We start from the raw sequence: 18,744 nt of genomic DNA, 5'->3' as shown, positions 1-18,744 counted from the left end.
CGGCTGATCTGTCCGGGTTTGTGCTGATTTGTCCGTCTGCTAGAAGAGGTGCGCATCACGCGGCAGGGGACAGGATGTCGATACCGGACAACAGCGAGCTTTCCGACGAGCAGAGCCGGCAGGTCGCCGAGACCGTCCGCGAGGAGATCGCGCGGCGCCGGATGTCGCGGCAGGCGCTGGCGGAGCAGGCCAGGCTGAGCCTCTCGACCCTCGAGAAGGCGCTCGGCGGCCGCCGCCCGTTCACGCTCGCCACCATTGTCCGGCTCGAGCAGGCGCTCGGCATGTCCCTGCGCAAGGCGCCGAGCGCACCTCTCGCCGCGCCTGCCGCGAGCGGCGGCATTGCACCCGACAGCCTCGGCTCCTATTCGCGGCGGGCCGTGGAGTGGATCGAGGGCACCTACGTCACCTTGCGCCCGTCATTCGGCGACAAGGACGCGATCTACGCCTACCGCACCGACATCGTCTGGGACGATGCCGCGTCGTCGCTGATGTTTCGCGAAGGCGCGCGGCTCGATGCGGCGTTCACGCAGTTCGGCGAGGTTGCCGTGCCCAACCAGTCCGGCTTCGTCTACCTCGTCACCAACCGCCACGGCCAGCACCGCCTGATCACGGTCTCCAGGCCGACCATCACCGGTGAGATGTACGGCATCATCACGACGCTCCTGGCGGGCCGCGGCTCGCTGCTGACCCCGATCGCCGCGCCGATCGCGCTGCTGCCGCTGCGCAATGTGGTGGAGCCGAGCTTCGGCAGACTAGGGACTGACGATCTACATTACGGGTTTTATCGCGAGCATCTGCGCAAGACCGTCGAGGAGCCGTTTGCGCTGTTCGTGCAGGGCGTGCCGTGAGATTTGTTAAAGACGACTATGTCGACGATCACGACGCCTGAATCATGGGAAACGACGCGGTGCGCGTGAATGCGCCCTCTCCCCTTGTGGGAGAGGGCATGTAGGAGGTGCGGCAATTGCGGTTGGGTGAGGGGTATGTCTCGGCACGCAACGCTCGTGGAGAGATACCCCTCACCCGATCTCGTGTGTAGATGCAGCTGAGATGCCCTCTCCCACAAGGGGAGAGGGCGCTGCATTGCGCAGCTCCAACGCTGAGACAGATTGCTCACGTTGCATCAACAACCACCCTTGTCATCCCGGCGAACGCCGGGATCCATACCCACAGGGAGTAGTGCTGGGCAGGCCGGTCGTGACCAGCCCGCGCTTCATGGCTGCTGCGGCGCATGGGTCCCGGATCGGCGCCGCGCCGTGCTGGCGCACGTCACGGTTTATCCGGGACGACAGCGATTGATACGACGGATTCACATCTCAAACAGCATGGACACGGACGCGCGTTCTCGCGGCGACACTCGCCCGAGGCCTGTCGTGATCGTGTCCCTCCCAAACAGTGCAGAGGGCGCAGGGAATGCCGGGTGAAGGCCTCACCCATGGCCCGCCTGCGAAAAAAATGCAGGCGGCAGGTACCACAGGCAAAGCCGACCACGCCGGCATTCCCTGCGCGATGGGTTGAACGCTTATACGCAGTCTCCCTGGTGCGCCGGCTTGTTGGCCACCATGCCGCGACAATGCTTGCGCGTTGCGCGGGAGACACCAGCTTCGGGGTGTCAGGACGCTGCGACTTCACGTCCGCAAGCGATCGTTCGTCCGCGCCTTCGTGAGAAGACGCTGCGATCTCTCGCGGCCACCGCATCCCCGCCTCGCGTGTCGTGACGATCGCGCGTAACGCCCCTCCGCAGTGAGGCGGGATGGCGAGAGAGAAACATGGATTCGGAAAAATAGCAAGAAGATTTTGCTTGGCAGAATTTGACCCGATGGCGGTCGACTCCCCTCCCCGCAAGGGGGAGGGGAGTCGACCGGTATCGTGGTTAGAACGTGGGCATCAATTGCGCGCGGGTCTACCACCCGGCGCGTGCGTGAACCTACCCCCCGACGTCAGCGCTGATGATGTCGCCGAACAGGTCCCATTTGCCGTTCTTGAACTGCATCATCTTGAGCTGCTCGATCGGGGCGAAGTCGGTGGGGCCGGTGTTGACCTTGATGCCCGGGATCAGCGTATCCGGTGCAAAATCCTTCAGGCTGGCGGCCTGCTTCATGACGTTCTCGCGGGTGAGAGTGTCGCCGCACTGCTTCAGGGTCTGCACCATGGTCTGCGCCGCGGCGTAGCCATAGGCGAGGTTGGCGTCGGAGATGTTGGCGCCGGGCATGTACTTGTTGATGAAGGCCATGAACTTCTTCATGCCCTCGTCGTCCTTCCACTGCGGATCCGACGGGTCCTTGAGATAGCCGGCGGAGAGCACGCCCTCGGAGGCTTCGAGGCCGGCCGGCTTCATCACGGCGCCGATCGAGATCGAGACGTCGGTCATCAGGTGCATCGGCTTCCACTCGAGCTCGGCGATCTTCTTGATGGCCTGGGCCGCGAATTTCGGCGTCGCGATGTTGACGAACACGTCGGCGCCGGTGCCCTTCAGCTTGACGATGTGAGCGTCGATCGACGGCTCCGAGGTCTCGTAGCTCTCCTCGGCGACGATCATGGTCTTGGCCTTGTCGCCGAGCACCTCCTTGATGCCGAGGACGTAGTCCTTGCCGAAATCGTCATTGGCGTAGAAGATCGCGATCTTCGCGTTCGGCTTTTCCTTCAAGATATACTTGGCGAAGATCCGCGCCTCGACGCGATAGCTGGGCTGGAAGCCCATCGTCCAGGGGAATTCCTTCGGGTCGTTCCACTTGCTGGCGCCGGTGGCGAGGAACAGCTGCGGCACCTTCTTGGCGTTGTGATATTTCTGCACGGCGGTCTGCGTCGGCGTGCCCAGCGCGTTGAACACCAGAAACACCTCGTCGCTCTCGATCAGCTTGCGCACCTGCTCGACCGTCTTCGGCGGACTGTAGCCGTCGTCATAGGAGATGAAGTTGATCCGGCGACCGTTGATGCCGCCCTGGTCGTTGATCATCTTGAAATAGGCTTCCTCGGTCTTGCCGATGATGCCGTAGGCCGAGGCCGGGCCGCTATAGGCCTCGACGTTGCCGATCCTGATCTCGGTGTCGGTGGCGCCGGTGTCGTATTTCTTTTGCGCAAGCGCGCTCTGGCTCGCCAGTACGGAAAAGGCGGCCGCGGCCGCGAATGAGAGCAGAGTCCTGGTCGTCATCGGCAACATTCCCTGGGCTTCCTCTGGTTGAATTTTCGTGATTGTCGTTCTTGCTCTTGGCCTGCGGCGATGGCGACCGTGCAAGGCCGCTCACCACAACGAGTGGGCAGATGTGTGCAATGCACTGTCTTGCGTCCAGGCGCTGGCCCTGGGAAGCCGGCCGGGCCGACCCGGCGCGCCGCAGGTGATTTTGCCAGCCAGCCACTCCACGCAAGTTGATACGGGCGTTTCCGGCGCATCTTCTGAGGCGCACGAAGCAGGATCCTCCCGGCACCGCCATGACGAAAAGCCCGTTCTATACGGCCGAGCACGAGGCCTTCCGCGACGTCATCAAGCGCTTCGTCGACAAGGAGATCGCGCCGTTCGCGAGCGCGTGGGACGAGGCCGGCGAATTTCCGCGCGCGCTGTATCTGAAGGCGGCGGAGATCGGCCTGCTTGGGCTCGGCTTCCCGGAGGAATTCGGCGGCGTGCCGGCCGACCAGTTCATGAAGATCGTATCGTCGCAGGAATTGGCGCGTGCGGGGGCCGGCGGCATCAGTGCCAGCCTGATGAGCCATACGATCGGCGCGCCGCCGATCGCGCGCGCCGCGCAGCCGCAGGTGAGGGCGCGCGTGCTGCCGGAGATTCTTGCGGGGCGCAAGATCTCGGCGCTGGCGATCACCGAGCCGAGCGGTGGCTCTGACGTTGCCAATCTCAGGACCAGGGCCGTCCGCGACGGCGATCACTATGTCGTCAGCGGCGAGAAGACATTCATCACCTCCGGGATGCGGGCCGACTACGTCACCGTCGCGGTGCGCACCGGCGGACCGGGGCCGGCGGGCGTCAGTCTGCTGCTCGTGCCCGGCGATACGCCGGGGCTGACGCGCACCAGGCTCGACAAGATGGGCTGGTGGGCGTCGGACACGGCGACCCTGCATTTCGACGGCTGCCGCGTGCCCGTCGAGAACCTGATCGGAGAGGAAGGGCAGGGCTTCAAGCTGATCATGCACAATTTCAACAGCGAGCGGATGGGCATGGCGGCGAGCTGCACGGCCTACGCCCGTGTCTGCCTCGACGATGCGATCTCCTACGCCCGGGAGCGCCACACCTTCGGCAAGCCGCTCGCGCAGCACCAGGTCATCCGCCACAAGCTGGTCGACATGGCGCAGCGCGTGGCGGCGTCGCAGGCGATGCTGGAAATGCTGGCGTGGCGGCTCGAACAGGGCGACAATCCGGTCGCCGAGATCTGCATGATGAAGAACCAGGCGACGCAGACGATGGCCTACTGCGCCTCGGAAGCCGTGCAGATCTTTGGCGGCGCCGGTTTCATGCGGGGTGTCCGCGTGGAACGGATCTATCGCGAGGTCAAGGTCAACGCCATCGGCGGCGGCACGGAGGAGATCATGAAGGATCTGGCCAGCCGGCAGATGGGATTGTGAGTCGCGGCCTCTCCAAGCCCGTCATTCCAGGTTCAAGGCCTGCGGCCTTGCCCCGGACTGACGATCGTGAAGCAGTTAGATAAGACATAGCGAGATTCCGGGGTCGGCCGCTGCGCGACCGCTCGGAATGACAGGGAATGAAACATGCTCTTCACCGCCGACCACGACGAACCGCGCCGCATCCTGCAGAAGTTCATCGCCGCCGAGATCAATCCTCACGTCGACGCATGGGAGGAGGCCGGCATCTTCCCCGCGCATGAGCTGTTCAAGAAGCTCGGCGACCTCGGCTTTCTCGGCCTCAACAAGCCGGTCGAGTTCGGCGGCCAGGGGCTGGACTATTCCTACGCGCTGATGATGGCGGAAGAGCTCGGCGCCATCAATTGCGGCGCGATCCCGATGGCGATCGGCGTGCAGACCGACATGGCGACCCCGGCGCTGGCGCGGTTCGGCTCCGACGAGGTGCGCAAGGAGTTCCTGGCGCCCGCCATCTCAGGCGACTACGTCGCCTGCATCGGCGTGTCCGAGCCCGGTGCCGGCTCCGACGTCGCCTCGATCAAGACCCAGGCGCGCTCCGATGGCGACGACTACGTCATCAATGGCGGCAAGATGTGGATCACCAACGGTACCCAGGCCGATTTCATCTGCCTGCTCGCCAACACCAGCGACGGACCTGTCCATCGCAACAAGTCGCTGATCTGCGTGCCGATGAAGAGCAAGGGCGTGCAGGTCGCGCGCAAGCTCGACAAGATGGGCATGCGCTCGTCCGACACCGCGCAGATCTTCTTCGACAATGTCCGGGTGCCCAAGCGCAACCGCGTCGGCGAGGAGGGGCAGGGTTTTACTTATCAGATGATGCAGTTCCAGGAGGAGCGGCTGTGGGCCGGCGCCGCCTGCCTGAAGGCGCATGAGTCCATCATCAACGCGACCATCGAGTACACGCGCAACCGCAAGGCCTTCGGCCGCTCGATCCTCGACAACCAGGTCGTCCACTTCAAGCTCGCGGAGATGCAGACCGAGGTCGAGCTGCTGCGCGCGCTGACCTATCAGGCCGCGGAGGCGATGATCGCCGGCGAGGACGTGACGCGGCTCGCAACCATGGTGAAGCTCAAGACCGGCCGGCTCGGCCGCGAGCTCACCGACGCCTGCCTGCAATATTGGGGCGGCATGGGCTTCATGAACGAGACCCCGGTCAGCCGCGCCTATCGCGATTCGCGCCTGAGCTCGATCGGCGGCGGCGCCGACGAGGTCATGTTGACCATCCTGTGCAAGATGATGGGGACTTTGCCCGGCACCGGCAAAGCGGGGAACGCCTGATGATCACGCTGTATCATTGCGACGGCGCCCGGTCGTTTCGCCCGTTGTGGATGCTGGAAGAGCTTCGACTTAACTACGAGTTGAAGATGCTGCCGTTCCCGCCACGGGTGCTGGCGAAGGAATATCTGGCGATCAATCCGCTGGGCACGATCCCGCTTCTGATCGACGGCGAGACGAAGATGACGGAGTCCTCCGGCATCTGTCACTATCTCGGCATCAAGCACGGCCCGACGCCGCTGATGGTCGGACCTGAGGAGGCGGCCTACGGTGCGTTCCTGAACTGGATGTATTTCTCCGACGCGACGCTGACGTTCCCGCAGACGCTGGTATTGCGATACACTCAGCTCGAGCCGGAAGAGCGTCGTTCGTCGCAAGTCGCCGCCGACTATGCCAAATGGTTCCTGGGCCGGCTGCGCGCGGTGGAGGCAGCGACCGTGAATGCCGAGTTCTTGTGCGCCGGTCGTTTCACCGCGGCCGACATCGTGATCGGCTATGCGTTGCGGCTCGCCGACACGCTCGGCCTTTCCAAGGAGTTCGGGCCGAATGTGGCGGCCTATTGGGCGCGCCTGCAGCAGCGCGATGGCTACCAGAGGGCGCGCGCCGCCGAGCAGCGTGCAGGCGTGGAGCAGGGCATCAAGCCGCGCGTCAGGCCGTGAGTTGCGCACGTCATTCGGGCGTCCCGGAATGACGGATGCATCCTTGAGCACTGGGTTAACCGCGACAAAAATCGGCAGTCATCGCCGATGACAGCGACGCGAATTGCGCTATGGTTCTCTTCCAAAGAAGCGGCCGACAGAGCCGCGCCTCAGGAGGAAGACCATGGATGTGAAGACCATGGACGTGACGCGCCGGGACTCCGGCCATCTCATGCTGATCACGCCCGAGCGCGTCTTCTACGCCGGGCTGCTCGGCCGTCCGCGCCAGCGCTGCTCGGGCGCGTGCCATATCTACGTCGCGCTCACCGGCAGCCTGCGGCTGATTCCCGATGGCGGCGAGGAGCGTTGCGGCGAGCTGCTGGTCGTGCCGCCCAACAGGCAGCACACGATCGAGAGTGATTATCGCACCGTCATCGTCGTGACGATCGAGCCGGAGAGCGTGCCGATCGGCGCCTTGGACCGCTTCGCGAGCAAGGTCACCCGCGAGGCGGAGGCCTATGCCTGCCGCATCCGCGCCGCCTATGAGGAGCTGGTGCAGCGGCCGCTGAGCGGCGACGTCACCAGCGCCGTGTTCGACCGGCTGTGCTTCGGCGAGGTGCTGCCGCAGCGGACGCTCGATCCCCGCGTGGTCAAGGCGATCGGCCTGATCAGCCGCTTCTCCGGCGAGCCGGCGACCGCCGAGAGCTGCGCCGCCGCCGTCGGGCTCTCGACGTCGCGCTTCCTGCATCTGTTCAAGGAGGAGACCGACATCTCCTTCCGCTCGTTCCGGGCCTGGAAGCGCGCGCGGCATCTGCTCAACTACGCCAACCAGGACCTCAATCTGGCGCATCTCGCGCAGGACATCGGCTATCCCGATTCCACGCATTTCAGCCACTCGATCCGCCGCTTCTACGGGCTGAAGCCGCGCGCGATCTTCTCCGGCTCGCGCGATCTCGCGATCTACCGCGCTGGCGAGGCGGCCTTGACCACCTGATCCGGCTTGTCTGCGCGCCGCGACAGCGCGGCGCGCAGCGGAAACTTCGACAGTTCGAGCATGATCAGCGTCGTGATCGCGGCGGCTGCAGTCAGCGCGAGATCGTCGGCGTGCAGCGGTCCGAACCGGAACAGCGCCGCAGCGGCAGGCAGCGTCAGACTTGTCGCGAGCACGGCGACGACGAAGCCGATCACCAGCAGCAGCATGCGGTTCGGCCGCAGCAGCGCCTCGCGCAGCGAGCTCGAGAACGAGCGGTTGACGAAGATCAGGCTGACGATCACCGACACCAGGCTGAAGAACACCAGCGCGCGGAGCTCGTCGTCCGGCATGCCATTGCGGTGTGCAAGCAGCAGTACGCCACCCGTGGCGAGCATCGCCAGGATGCCCTGCAGCGCCCCCCACAGCACCAGCGGCCGCGGCAGCAAAGGCTCCTGCGGATCGCGCGGCGGCCGCCGCATGATGTCGCTCTCCTCGGTCTCGGCCTCGAACACCAGCGAGCAGACGGGATCGATGATCATCTCGAGAAAGGCGATGTGCACGGGTCCGAGCAGCAGCGGCAGGCCCGTGACGAGCGGCAGCAGCGCCAGCCCGGCGATGGGGAAGTGCACGGCGAGGATGAAGCTCATTGCCTTGCGCAGATTGTCGTAGATGCGCCGGCCGAGCCGGATCGCCTTGACGATCGAGCCGAAATCATCGTCGAGCAGCACGATCGCCGAGGCCTCGCGCGCCACGTCGGTGCCGCGGCCGCCCATCGCGATGCCGATATGCGCGGCCTTGAGCGACGGCGCGTCGTTGACGCCGTCGCCGGTCATCGCGACGATCTCGCCACAGGCCTTGAGCGCGGTGACGATGCGCAGCTTCTGCTCCGGCATGATGCGCGCGAACGCCGTCGGCGTGCGCGCCGCGAGCGCCAGGGCGTCGTCGTCGAGATCGACAAGCTCGGGGCCCGCGATGACGCGCTCGGGATCGATCCCGGCCTGCCGCGCAATGGCGGTGGCCGTCGCGGGATAGTCGCCGGTGATCATGATGACGCGGACGCCGGCGGAGCGGCACTCGGCGACGGCATCCTTCACCTCCGGACGCAGCGGGTCGGCGAAGCCGACGAGACCGCGGAATGAGAACGCGAAGTCCTGCTGCGTGTCGGGGAGCGCCTCGCCGCTCCAGCTCGCCTGGGCGACGCCGAGCACGCGCAGGCCATCGGCGGCGAGCGTCTCGACGCGCGCCTGCAGCGCCGCCAGCTCGCCGCCGTCGACGCCGCACAGCTTCGCGATCGCTTCCGGCGCACCCTTGGCCGCTGCGACACCGGCGCCGTCGCGCGACCAGACGTTTGTCATCGCCAGCAGGTCGGGGCGCAAACCGTAGCGCCGCTGCAACGTGGCGCCCGCGGTGGTGTCGGCGCCGAGCGCGTGCAGCGCCTTCTCCATCGGATCATGCGACTGCGGGTCGCAGGCGAGCACGGCGGTGGCGACGAGATCGCGGAACGGCGGTGCGATGGCTTCCGGCGTCGCCGTCGCCGTCGCAGGCTGCAGCACGCCGCCGTCCGGCAGCACCAGCCGGGCCACCATCATGCGGTTTTGCGTCAGGGTGCCGGTCTTGTCGGAGCACAGCACGGTGGCGGCGCCGAGCGATTCGATTGCCGAAGCGCGCCGCGTCAGCACCCGCGCCTGCGAGATGCGCCAGGCGCCCATCGCCAGAAACACCGTCAGCACCACCGGGAATTCCTCAGGGAGCATCGACATGCCCAGCGCGATGCCGGCGAGGATCCCCTCCAGCCAGCCGCCACGATAGAGCGCGTAGAGCACGACCGTGATCGCAACCACGATGGCGCCGGCGATCGCGAACGCCACCACCAGGCGCCGGGTCTGCTGCCGCAGCCGCGGCGTCTCGGTCTCCAGGGCGGTCACCGACTGGCCGATCCTGCCGATCGCCGTGTGCGGCCCTGTCGCCATCACCTCGGCGATGCCGCCGCCGCGCACCACCAGGCTGCCGGAGAATACGAAGGGCTGGTCGTCGCCGCCGGCGATGGTTGCCGCGTCCATCGCTTCGCCGGCGGCCGGCCGCTTGCGCACCGGCACGGATTCGCCTGTCAACAGCGATTCATCCGTGAGCAGATCGTCGCAGTCGCGCAGCACCGCATCGGCTGCGACGCGATCGCCCTCCGAGAGCACGATGAGATCGCCGCGCACCACCTCGCGGCCGGCGATGCGGATGCGCTCGCCGTCGCGGATCACCAGGGCGCGCGGGCTGGACAGGTCGCGCAGCGATTCCAGCACGCGCTCGGTCCGCGCCTCCTGCACGATAGTGATGAAGACGGAGGCCGAGGCGAACACGCCGAGCAGCATCGCTTCCGCCGCGTCGCCCAGCGCGAGATAGATGCCGGCGCCGCCCAGCAGCAGGAGCAGCATCGGTTCCTTCAGAACGTCGGCGACGAGGCGCAGGATCGAGCGCGAGCCCGCTTGCGGCAGCTCGTTGAAGCCTTCCGTCCGCAGCCGGTGCGCTGCCTCCGCCGCGCTCAAGCCATTCGGAAACATCGGCGCAGGTTGTGGGTCGGTCGACATTGCACGCCCGTGAGGAGGAGAAGCAGGAACCGCTTAGCGCCGTTTCCGGCCGCGGACTTGATGCAAAGCAATATCCGGTTGCGCTGCATGTCACCAGCGAGTCAACGCAAGCAGATCCCGGCGTGCGACCGTCATATACGGACCCTGTCAGCACAGCGCCGCCTGCGCGCAGCCCATCGAACGAGTGCCATGAGCGACAAAGCCGTCATCACCTGCGCGCTGAACGGCGTGCTCACCGATCCCAGGCAGCATCACGTGCCGGTCACGCCCGAGGAGATGGCGCGCGAGGCGCGGCGCGCCTATGACGCGGGTGCGGCGATCATGCACATCCATCTGCGCCAGCAGGCCGCTGGCAAGGGGCATCTGCCGTCCTGGGACGTCGACGTCTCCCGCGAGATCCAGCAGGCGATCCGCGAGGCCTGCCCCGGCGTGATCATCAATCACACCTCGGGCGTGTCGGGACCGGACTATCAAGGCGCGCTCGACTGCATCCGGCAGACCCGGCCGGAGATCGCGGCCTGCAATGCCGGCTCGCTGAACTACCTCAAGGTCAAGGCCGACAACACCTGGGCCTGGCAGCCGATGATGTTCGACAATTCGGTCGAGAAGATCCAGGACTATCTCGCCGCGATGAAGGACGCGCACACGATCCCGGAATTCGAATGCTTCGATGTCGGCATCGTGCGCTGTGTCGGGATGTATCGCCAGACCGGCATGTATGACGGCCCGCTCGAATACAACTTCGTGATGGGCGTCGCGTCGGGCATGCCGGCTGATCCCGAGCTGCTGCCGATCCTGCTCAAGCTGAAGCTCGCCGAGGCGCATTGGCAGGTCACCGCGATCGGCCGCGCCGAGATCTGGCCGCTGCACCAACGTTGCGCCGAGCTCGGCGGCCATCTCCGCACCGGACTGGAGGACACGTTCTATCTCGCCGACGGCACCAAGGTGACCTCGAACGGCCAGCTGATCGAGGCCATCGCGGCGTACGCGCGGCGCGCGGGCCGCGAGATCGCCAGCCCCGCCGAGGCGCGGCAGATGTTCGGGACTGTCAACTGATACGATGTGTTGCGTCATTGCGAGCGCAGCGAGGCAATCCAGAACGGCGGGTGGGACCCTGGATTGCTTCCGCCTTCGCCCGATGGGCTTCGGCGGACACGTCGTCGCCTTCGGCTCCTCGCAATGACGTGGATGGAGAGGGAATAGACCAATGACCAATCTCGACGCCACCGGCGGCGTGTCCGGTCCCGGCCGCATCGGCCGGGTTGCGATCGGCGATCTCCTGAAGCGTGCGGCGCGCCGCTTTCCCGAGCGGGTGGCGATCACCGATGGCGCCCGCCAAGTGACGTTCACCGAGCTCGAGCGCGATGCCAACCGGTTTGCGAACCATCTCGTCGCCAAGGGGCTGAAGCCGGGCGCGACAATCTCGACCGTCTGCAACAATTCGATCGAGTTCGTCAAAGCGCTGTTCGGCATCCATCGCGCCGGTCTCGTCTGGGTGCCGATCAACACGATGCTCGGGCCCGCCGACATGGACTACATCCTCGGCCACGCCGAGGTCCGCTTCGCGCTCATCGACGACAATCTGTTTGCGCAGCCGGAGCGGCGGGCGGCGCTGGAACAGCGCGGCGTCGAGCTGATCGCCGTCGATCTCACCGGGACGGCGGGGGCCGCGGGGCTTGCCAGCTTCAACGACCTCATCCAGGGGCATTCGGACGTCGAGCCCGAGATCGAGATCAACGACCGCGATCTCGCGATGATCATCTACACGTCGGGCACGACGTCGCGGCCGAAGGGCGCGATGCATTGTCACCTCGCCGTGGTCATGGCCGTGATGAGCAACTGCATCGAGATGCAGCTCTCGCGCGACGACGGCATCACCGGGCAGTTCCCGCTGTTCCACTGTGCCGGCCACGTGCTGCTGCTCAGCTATCTCTCGGTCGGCGGCCGCATGGCGCTGATGCGCGGCTTCGACCCGGTCGCCTGCATGGAGGCGATCGTGCGCGATCGGCTGACCGTGTTCGTCGGTCTGCCGTTGATGTACCAGGCCATCCTCGATCATCCGCGGCGCAAGGAGTTCGACCTCTCGCATCTGCGCACCTGCCTCTACACCATGGCGCCGATGGGTCGGCCGCTGCTCGAGCGCGCGATCAAGGAGCTGTGTCCGAACTTCGCGCTGACCAGCGGTCAGACCGAGATGTATCCCGCGACGACGATGTCGCGGCCCGAGGTCCAGCTCAACCGCTTCGGCAACTACTGGGGCGAGTCGCTGTTCGTCAACGAGACCGCGATCATGGACGATGCCGGCAATCTGCTGCCGCCGGGCGAGATCGGCGAGCTGGTGCATCGCGGCCCCAACGTGATGTTGGGCTATTACAAGGATCCGAAGTCGACCGAGGACGCCCGCAAGTTCGGCTGGCACCACACCGGCGATCTCGCGGTCATCGACAAGGGCGAGGTGCTGTTCCTCGACCGCAAGAAGGACATGATCAAGTCCGGCGGCGAGAACGTCGCCTCGGTCAAGATCGAGGAGACCCTGCTCGCGCATCCGGCGGTGCAGAATGCCGCCGTCGTCGGCCTGCCGCATCCGCAATGGGGCGAGGCGGTGTCGGCCTTCGTCAAGCTCAAGCCCGGCGCGCAGGCCAGTGAGACCGAGCTGCTCGAGCACTGCCGCAAGTCGCTCGGCGGCTTCCAGGTGCCGAAGCTGTTGCGGGTGCTCGAGGAGATGCCGATGACGGCCACCGGCAAGCTGCGCAAGGTCGAGCTGCGCCAGGCCTATGGCGAGCATTTCGCGGCGAAGAGCGCGTGAGCCGTCTACTCCACTTCCTCCGTCATTGCGGGATGACCCGAAGGGCCAGGCCCGGAATCCATACTCCCCATCGTGGCGATGGATTCCGGGCTCGCGCTCCGCGCGCCCCGGAATGACGCCAAATGAGAGAACCCGTCCGTGGCCGTGATCGACAACACCATCTCTCCCTCCGGCGCCGCCTTCCAGGCCAACCGTGACGGCATGCTCGGCCTGATCGCGCGGATGCGCGATCTCGAGGCGCGCACGCGCAATGCCTCCGCGGCGGCCAAGGAGCGCTTCCATCAGCGCGGTCAGTTGCTGCCGCGCGAGCGCGTCGCCCTGGTGCTCGACCCTGGCGCGCCGTTCCTCGAGCTGTCGACGCTTGCCGGCTACATGTTCGATACGCCGGACCCGGCCAAGAGCGTGCCGGGTGGCGGCGTCATTGCGGGTATCGGCTTCGTCGCCGGCGTGCGCTGCATGGTCTCGGCCAACGACGCCGGCATCGATGCCGGCGCGCTGCAGCCTTACGGCCTCGACAAGACCTTGCGCGTGCAGGAGCTGGCGCTGGAGAACAAGCTGCCCTACGTGCAGCTCGTCGAGAGCGCCGGCGCCAACCTGCTGCGCTACCGCGTCGAGGATTTCGTCCGCGGCGGCAACATCTTTCGCAACCTGGCGCGACTCTCGGCGGCCGGCCTGCCGGTGGTCACCGTGACGCATGGTTCGTCGACCGCGGGCGGTGCCTATCAGACCGGATTGTCCGACTACATCGTCATGGTGCGCGGCCGCACCCGCGCCTTCCTCGCCGGACCGCCGCTGCTGAAGGCCGCGACCGGGGAGATCGCCACCGAGGAGGAGCTCGGCGGCGCCGAGATGCACACCTCGATCTCCGGGCTCGGCGACTATCTCGCCGAGGACGATCGCGACGCGCTGCGCATCGCGCGCGAGATCATGGGCAAGCTCAACTGGGACCGGCCATCGCAGGAGCCATCGCCGGTCAAGCCGCCGCGCTACGATCAGGAGGAGCTGCTCGGCATCATGCCCCTCGACCACAAGCGTCCGGTCGACATGCGCCAGGTCATTGCGCGCATCGTCGACGACAGTGACTTCGTCGAGATGGCTCCGAACTACGGACCGGCCACGGTGTGCGGCCATGCCCGCGTCGAGGGCCAGGCGATCGGCATCGTCACCAACAACGGCCCGCTCGATCCGGCGGGCGCCAACAAGGCGACGCACTTCATCCAGTCCTGTTGCCAGACCCGAACGCCGATCCTCTATCTCAACAACACCACAGGCTACATGGTCGGCCGCGCCTATGAGGAGGCCGGCATGATCAAGCACGGCTCCAAGATGATCCAGGCGGTGACCTCGGCGACCGTGCCGCAGATCACGCTCTATTGCGGCGCCTCGTTCGGCGCCGGCAATTACGGCATGTGTGGCCGTGGGTTCCACCCGCGCTTCTGCTTCTCCTGGCCCAACGCCAAGACCGCCGTGATGGGTGGTGAGCAGGCGGCGGAGACGATGGCGATCGTGACCGAAGCGGCCGCGGCCCGCCGCGGCAAGCCGGTGGAGCGCGAGAAGCTCGACGCCATGAAGGCGCAGATCATCGGCGTGTTCGACAGCCAGATGGACGTATTTGCGACCTCGGCGCGCGTGCTCGACGACGGCGTGATCGATCCGCGCGACACCCGCGCGGTGCTGTCGGAGGTGCTGGCGATCTGCCGCGAGGCGGAGGCGCGACGGCCGCAGCGCATGCAATTCTCGGTGTCCAGGCCATGAGCGGAGAGATGACGGGAATGCAACGCAGGCCGTTCCACAAGGTGCTGATCGCCAACCGCGGCGAGATCGGCTTGCGGATCATGCGCACCGCGCGCCGGCTCGGCTACGGCGTGGTCGCAGTCTATTCCGATGCTGATCATGGTGCGCCGCATGTCCGGCTCGCCGATCAGGCGGTCCGCATCGGCGCGCCACCGCCGGCGCAATCCTATCTGAACATTGCCGCGATCATTGCTGCGGCCAAGGCGAGCGGGGCCGATGCCGTGCATCCCGGCTACGGCTTTCTCGCCGAGAACGAAGGATTCGCGCAGGCCTGCGAGGAGGCGGGGCTGGTCTTCATCGGACCCTCGCCGGTGGCGATCGCGGCGATGGGCAACAAGGCCGGCGCCAAGGACATCATGCACCGCGCCGGGGTCCCCTGCGTGCCCGGCTATCAGGGCGAGGACCAGGGCGACGAGGCGATGCTGCGCGAAGCGCGCCGCATCGGCTTTCCCGTGATGATCAAGGCCGTGGCCGGTGGAGGTGGCCGCGGCATGCGGCTGGTGACGGATGCGGACGCCTTTCCCGACCTGCTGCGCAGCGCACGCTCGGAAGCCGCGACGGCGTTCGGCGACGGCACCGTCATCCTCGAGAAGGCGATCGCCAATCCGCGCCACATCGAGATCCAGGTGTTCGGCGATTCGTTCGGCAATGCCGTCCATCTCGGCGAGCGCGACTGCTCGGTACAGCGGCGGCATCAGAAGCTGATCGAGGAGGCGCCGTCGCCGGCGGTCGGGCCGGAGCTGCGCGCGCGCATGGGCGCGGTGGCGGTGCAGGCGGTGAAGGCGCTGGGCTATGAGGGAGCGGGGACGCTGGAATTCCTGCTCGACGGCGACGGGCAGTTCTACTTCATGGAGATGAACACGCGGCTGCAGGTCGAGCATCCCGTGACAGAGGCCTTGACGGGACTCGATCTCGTCGAATGGCAATTGCGCGTCGCCGCCGGCGAGCCGCTGCCGTTACGCCAGGAGCAGATCAGCTTCTCGGGTCATGCGATCGAGGTGCGACTATGCTCCGAGGATGCGGCGCACGACTTCATGCCGCAGTCCGGGCGGATGGCGCTGTGGCAGATGCCCGAGACGATCCGGGTCGAGCATGCGCTGGAGTCCGGCGCGGAGATCCCGCCCCATTACGATTCGATGATCGCCAAGCTGATCAGCCATGCTGCGACTCGTGAGGAGGCGCGCGCAAGGCTGATCGCCGGATTGGAGCAGGCCGTTGCCTTGGGCGTCCCGACCAACCGGGCCTTCCTGATGTCCTGCCTGCGGCATCCGGCCTTCGCCGCGGGCAAGGCGACCACCGCATTCATCGCGGCGCATCGCGACGAGCTGCGTGCGCCGGCCGCCGAAGCGGCAGACCTCGCGCTGGGCGCGCTGCTGCTCTCCGTCAGCCATCCGCTCGCGCATCCCGTCCGCCGCGGCCGCTCGCTCGCGGCCGCCTTCGCGACGCCGCTCCGGTTCGAGATCGCCGGCGAGGTGGCCGAGTGCGAGCTGCTGCGCGAGCGTGATGGAATCTATCGCGTGACGCGTGGCGATGCAGAGCATCGCTTCGACATCGTATCGCTCACGGATGATACGATCCGCGTTCGTCACGCCGAGACCGTCGAGAGCGTGCGCTTCGTCCGCGACAACGATCGGCTGTTCGTCCAGCATCGCGGCCAGACGCTGGCGCTGCGCGACGTGACGTTGGCCAGGCCGCAATCCTCAGCGGCTGGCGGCGGTGATGGCAGGGTTCGCGCGGCGTTGAATGGTCGTGTGGTCGCGGTGCTGGTGAAGCCGGGCGACAGCGTGGCTGTGGGACAGCCGGTGGTGACGCTCGAGGCGATGAAGATGGAGCACGTCCACACCGCCGGCATCGCCGGAACGGTGACCGCGATCGAGGTTGCCGAGGGCGACCAGGTGACGACGGGCCGGATCGTGGCGGAGATTGCGGCCTGATCGTCGGGCAGGGGAGTGAGCTACGGGAAGATCTGCGACGAAGGCAATCATTGCTTGTCGCAGCGCGTGTGTGCCGACATCTTACGGCTGGCTCGGTGCACCTCTCCCCGCCCGCGGCAAGCGGGGAGAGGCCGGATTGCATCGTCAGATGCAATCCGGGTGAGGGGGGTACAGGTCTATCCACGTATACTTCTCGTGCGGCTGCCCCTCACCCCACCCCTCTCCCCGTAAGAACGGGGCGAGGGAGCCTACCGTCCGTGCCGAAATGGCTCGCTTCTCGTCTCTGCGCGTGTCTCGTCTCCAGCTGTTTGCAAACGAATTCGTCGCAAAGAGGAAAGTACGCGAACCAGCGGGATTTTAGCTCGGTCGCTTGCGACTCTCACTCGTGCAATTGCCGCCTCAGCGCGGCGACCAGCCGTGACGTCTGGAACGGCTTCGACAGCAGCGGTGCCGTAGCGAATTCCTCCGGGCATTGATCGACGGAATAGCCGGTGACGGCGACGAAGGGCACGCCGGCCGCCGCCAAGGCGCGCGCGATCGGCGCCGATGTTTCCTGCCCGAGATTGACGTCGAGCACGGCAAGATCGCAATGATTCCGCTCTAGCAGATGGAGGGCTTTGTGCACGGTCGGCGCCACGCCGACCACCGTGAATCCGGCGGCTTCCAGCTCGACCGCGAGGTCGAAGCCGATCATGGGATCGTCCTCGACGATCAGGAGATGAGTTTTCTCACTGGCGCGCATGATGACGGTCGCGGCAGAGGCGTTGCAGGGGGCACCTCAGGTGCCAGCGCAGTCCGGCCGGCAGGAACTCGACCTCGACCGTTCCATCCAGGCCGGCGCGCACCAGGTCGGAAATCACCCGGCTGCCGAAACCGGTGTGCTCCGGCGGCGCGACCTCAGGCCCGCCGCTCTCGACCCAGGTCATGTCGAAGCTGTCATCGATGCGCAGCCAGCGGATCGCGATCCGTCCGTCGTCGTTCGACAGCGCACCATATTTGGCGGCGTTGGTGGCGAGCTCGTGAACCGCCATGCCGATCGACTGCGCGGCCTCCGGCGTCAGCTCGATCGATGGTCCGTCGATCGCGATGCGGTTGCCGATCAGGTCGTTGAATGCGCCGAGCTGCGAGCGGACGAGGCCGTCGAGCGGAATGAAACGCCAATCGTTCTGAATCAGGAGATCCTGATTGCTCGCGATCGCCTGCAGGCGCTCCAGAAAGCGGTTGAGGTCGAGCTGGCGGCCGTGACGGGTCATCTGCCGGGCGATCGCCTGCACCAGCGACAGCAGGTTCTTGCTGCGGTGGTTCACCTCGGCCAGCAAGGTGCGCAACTGCTCCCTTGTCTGGCGCTTGTCGGTGATGTCACGCACGATCTTGGAGGCGCCGATGATGCGGCCGCTGGAATCCCGGACCGGCGAGACCGTCACCGATACGTCGATGAGTGCCCCATCCTTGCGCAGGCGGATGGTCTCGAAATTGTCGATGATCTCGCCGGACAGCACGGTGGCAAGGATCCGGTCCTCCTCGGCCTGGCGCTCCTGCGGGATGATCGTGCGGATCGAGTGGTTGATCATCTCACCTTCCGAGAAGCCGAAGATGCGTTCGGCGCTCTTGTTCCAGCTGGTGATCGTGCCGTCCAGCGTCTTGCTGACGACGCCGTCCGAGGACGAGGCGACGATGGCCGCGAGCATCGCCGACGCACGCTCGGCCTTCTTCGACAGCGTGACGTCGCGGATGATTTTGGAGATGCCGACGATCACGCCGGTGCTGCTGCGGATCGGTGAAAACGTGATGGAAACCTCGATCGGGCGTCCCGGCTTGGTCAGCCGGACGGTCTCGAAGCTCTCGATCGCTTCGCCCGCGTTGACCCTGGCGCGCAAGGCGCTCGCTTCTTCCGCCAGCTCGGGGGGTATGATCTCGGAGACGGATCTGCCGATCATCTCAGCCGCGGTGAACCCCAGCATCCGTTCGCTAGCCGCATTCCAGCTGCGGATGATGCCGTCTGCGGTGGTGCCGACAATGGCGTCGGCCGAGCACTCCACGATCGCCGCCAGATAGGCCGTATCGTCGTCGGTTACGCGTGGGGCGGGGGAGGCGCCGGGCATTCCGTGCACGTCGCAGGCTCCTTGCTAACAGGTCGACA

Annotated in this window: 13 protein-coding genes; 9 read left to right on the top strand and 4 right to left on the bottom strand. The window is 66.4% G+C overall.

Features of this window, described 5'->3' with window-relative positions; all coding sequences use genetic code 11:
* The first annotated feature begins 74 nt into the window (after positions 1-74).
* Positions 75-848, top strand: coding sequence for a helix-turn-helix domain-containing protein (locus tag ACQR1X_RS11255; RefSeq protein ID WP_434898834.1), 774 nt, complete (start codon positions 75-77; stop codon positions 846-848).
* 1,079 nt (positions 849-1,927) lie between these two features.
* Here the strand turns inward: ACQR1X_RS11255 and ACQR1X_RS11250 are convergent.
* Positions 1,928-3,160, bottom strand: a complete 1,233-nt coding sequence (locus ACQR1X_RS11250) for an ABC transporter substrate-binding protein (protein WP_434889717.1) — start codon at positions 3,158-3,160, stop codon at positions 1,928-1,930.
* Positions 3,161-3,429: 269 nt separating this feature from the next.
* On the opposite strand from ACQR1X_RS11250, the gene ACQR1X_RS11245 reads away from it, so the two are divergent.
* From ACQR1X_RS11245 to ACQR1X_RS11230, 4 genes are all read left to right on the top strand, one after another.
* Entirely contained in the window at positions 3,430-4,569 is a 1,140-nt protein-coding gene (locus ACQR1X_RS11245; protein ID WP_434898833.1) for an acyl-CoA dehydrogenase family protein, read from the top strand.
* Positions 4,570-4,713: 144 nt separating this feature from the next.
* Positions 4,714-5,883, top strand: a complete 1,170-nt coding sequence (locus ACQR1X_RS11240) for an acyl-CoA dehydrogenase family protein (protein ID WP_434889719.1) — start codon at positions 4,714-4,716, stop codon at positions 5,881-5,883.
* Entirely contained in the window at positions 5,883-6,539 is a 657-nt protein-coding gene (locus ACQR1X_RS11235; RefSeq protein ID WP_434898832.1) for a glutathione S-transferase family protein, read from the top strand. Before ACQR1X_RS11240 ends, ACQR1X_RS11235 begins: the two co-directional genes overlap by 1 nt.
* Positions 6,540-6,717: 178 nt before the next feature.
* Positions 6,718-7,512 (top strand): helix-turn-helix domain-containing protein, encoded by a 795-nt coding sequence (locus ACQR1X_RS11230; protein ID WP_315801776.1) that lies wholly within the window; start codon positions 6,718-6,720, stop codon positions 7,510-7,512.
* Here the strand turns inward: ACQR1X_RS11230 and ACQR1X_RS11225 are convergent.
* Complete coding sequence (locus ACQR1X_RS11225; protein ID WP_434898831.1) at positions 7,479-10,070, bottom strand: cation-translocating P-type ATPase; 2,592 nt, start codon at positions 10,068-10,070, stop codon at positions 7,479-7,481. The genes ACQR1X_RS11230 and ACQR1X_RS11225 overlap by 34 nt on opposite strands.
* A gap of 189 nt (positions 10,071-10,259) precedes the next feature.
* Between ACQR1X_RS11225 and ACQR1X_RS11220 the strand changes: the two genes are divergently transcribed.
* The 4 genes from ACQR1X_RS11220 to ACQR1X_RS11205 all read left to right on the top strand — a co-directional run bounded on the left by ACQR1X_RS11220 (position 10,260) and on the right by ACQR1X_RS11205 (position 16,604).
* Positions 10,260-11,126, top strand: coding sequence for a 3-keto-5-aminohexanoate cleavage protein (locus tag ACQR1X_RS11220; RefSeq protein WP_434898830.1), 867 nt, complete (start codon positions 10,260-10,262; stop codon positions 11,124-11,126).
* A 151-nt stretch (positions 11,127-11,277) separates the two neighbouring features.
* Positions 11,278-12,876, top strand: a complete 1,599-nt coding sequence (locus tag ACQR1X_RS11215; protein WP_434898829.1) for an AMP-binding protein — start codon at positions 11,278-11,280, stop codon at positions 12,874-12,876.
* 138 nt (positions 12,877-13,014) lie between these two features.
* On the top strand, positions 13,015-14,631 hold the full coding sequence (locus ACQR1X_RS11210) for an acyl-CoA carboxylase subunit beta (protein WP_434898828.1): 1,617 nt from the start codon (positions 13,015-13,017) through the stop codon (positions 14,629-14,631).
* 17 nt (positions 14,632-14,648) lie between these two features.
* Positions 14,649-16,604 carry an acetyl/propionyl/methylcrotonyl-CoA carboxylase subunit alpha gene (locus ACQR1X_RS11205; protein WP_434899026.1) on the top strand — a complete coding sequence of 652 codons (1,956 nt, stop codon included), beginning with the start codon at positions 14,649-14,651 and terminating at the stop codon, positions 16,602-16,604.
* Positions 16,605-16,983: 379 nt separating this feature from the next.
* Here the strand turns inward: ACQR1X_RS11205 and ACQR1X_RS11200 are convergent, their stop codons facing one another.
* Both ACQR1X_RS11200 and ACQR1X_RS11195 read right to left on the bottom strand, forming a co-directional pair.
* A complete protein-coding gene (locus ACQR1X_RS11200) occupies positions 16,984-17,346 on the bottom strand; it encodes a response regulator (RefSeq protein WP_315801667.1) in 363 nt (120 codons plus the stop codon).
* Positions 17,333-18,715, bottom strand: coding sequence for a sensor histidine kinase (locus ACQR1X_RS11195; RefSeq protein WP_434881474.1), 1,383 nt, complete (start codon positions 18,713-18,715; stop codon positions 17,333-17,335). The genes ACQR1X_RS11200 and ACQR1X_RS11195 overlap by 14 nt, the downstream gene beginning before the upstream one ends.
* Positions 18,716-18,744 lie beyond the last annotated feature (29 nt).

The organism is Bradyrhizobium sp. HKCCYLRH3073 (assembly GCF_051167995.1).
Lineage (GTDB): Bacteria > Pseudomonadota > Alphaproteobacteria > Rhizobiales > Xanthobacteraceae > Bradyrhizobium.
Note: the sequence above shows the minus strand (reverse complement) of the source record. Positions and strands in the feature narration are given on the sequence as shown.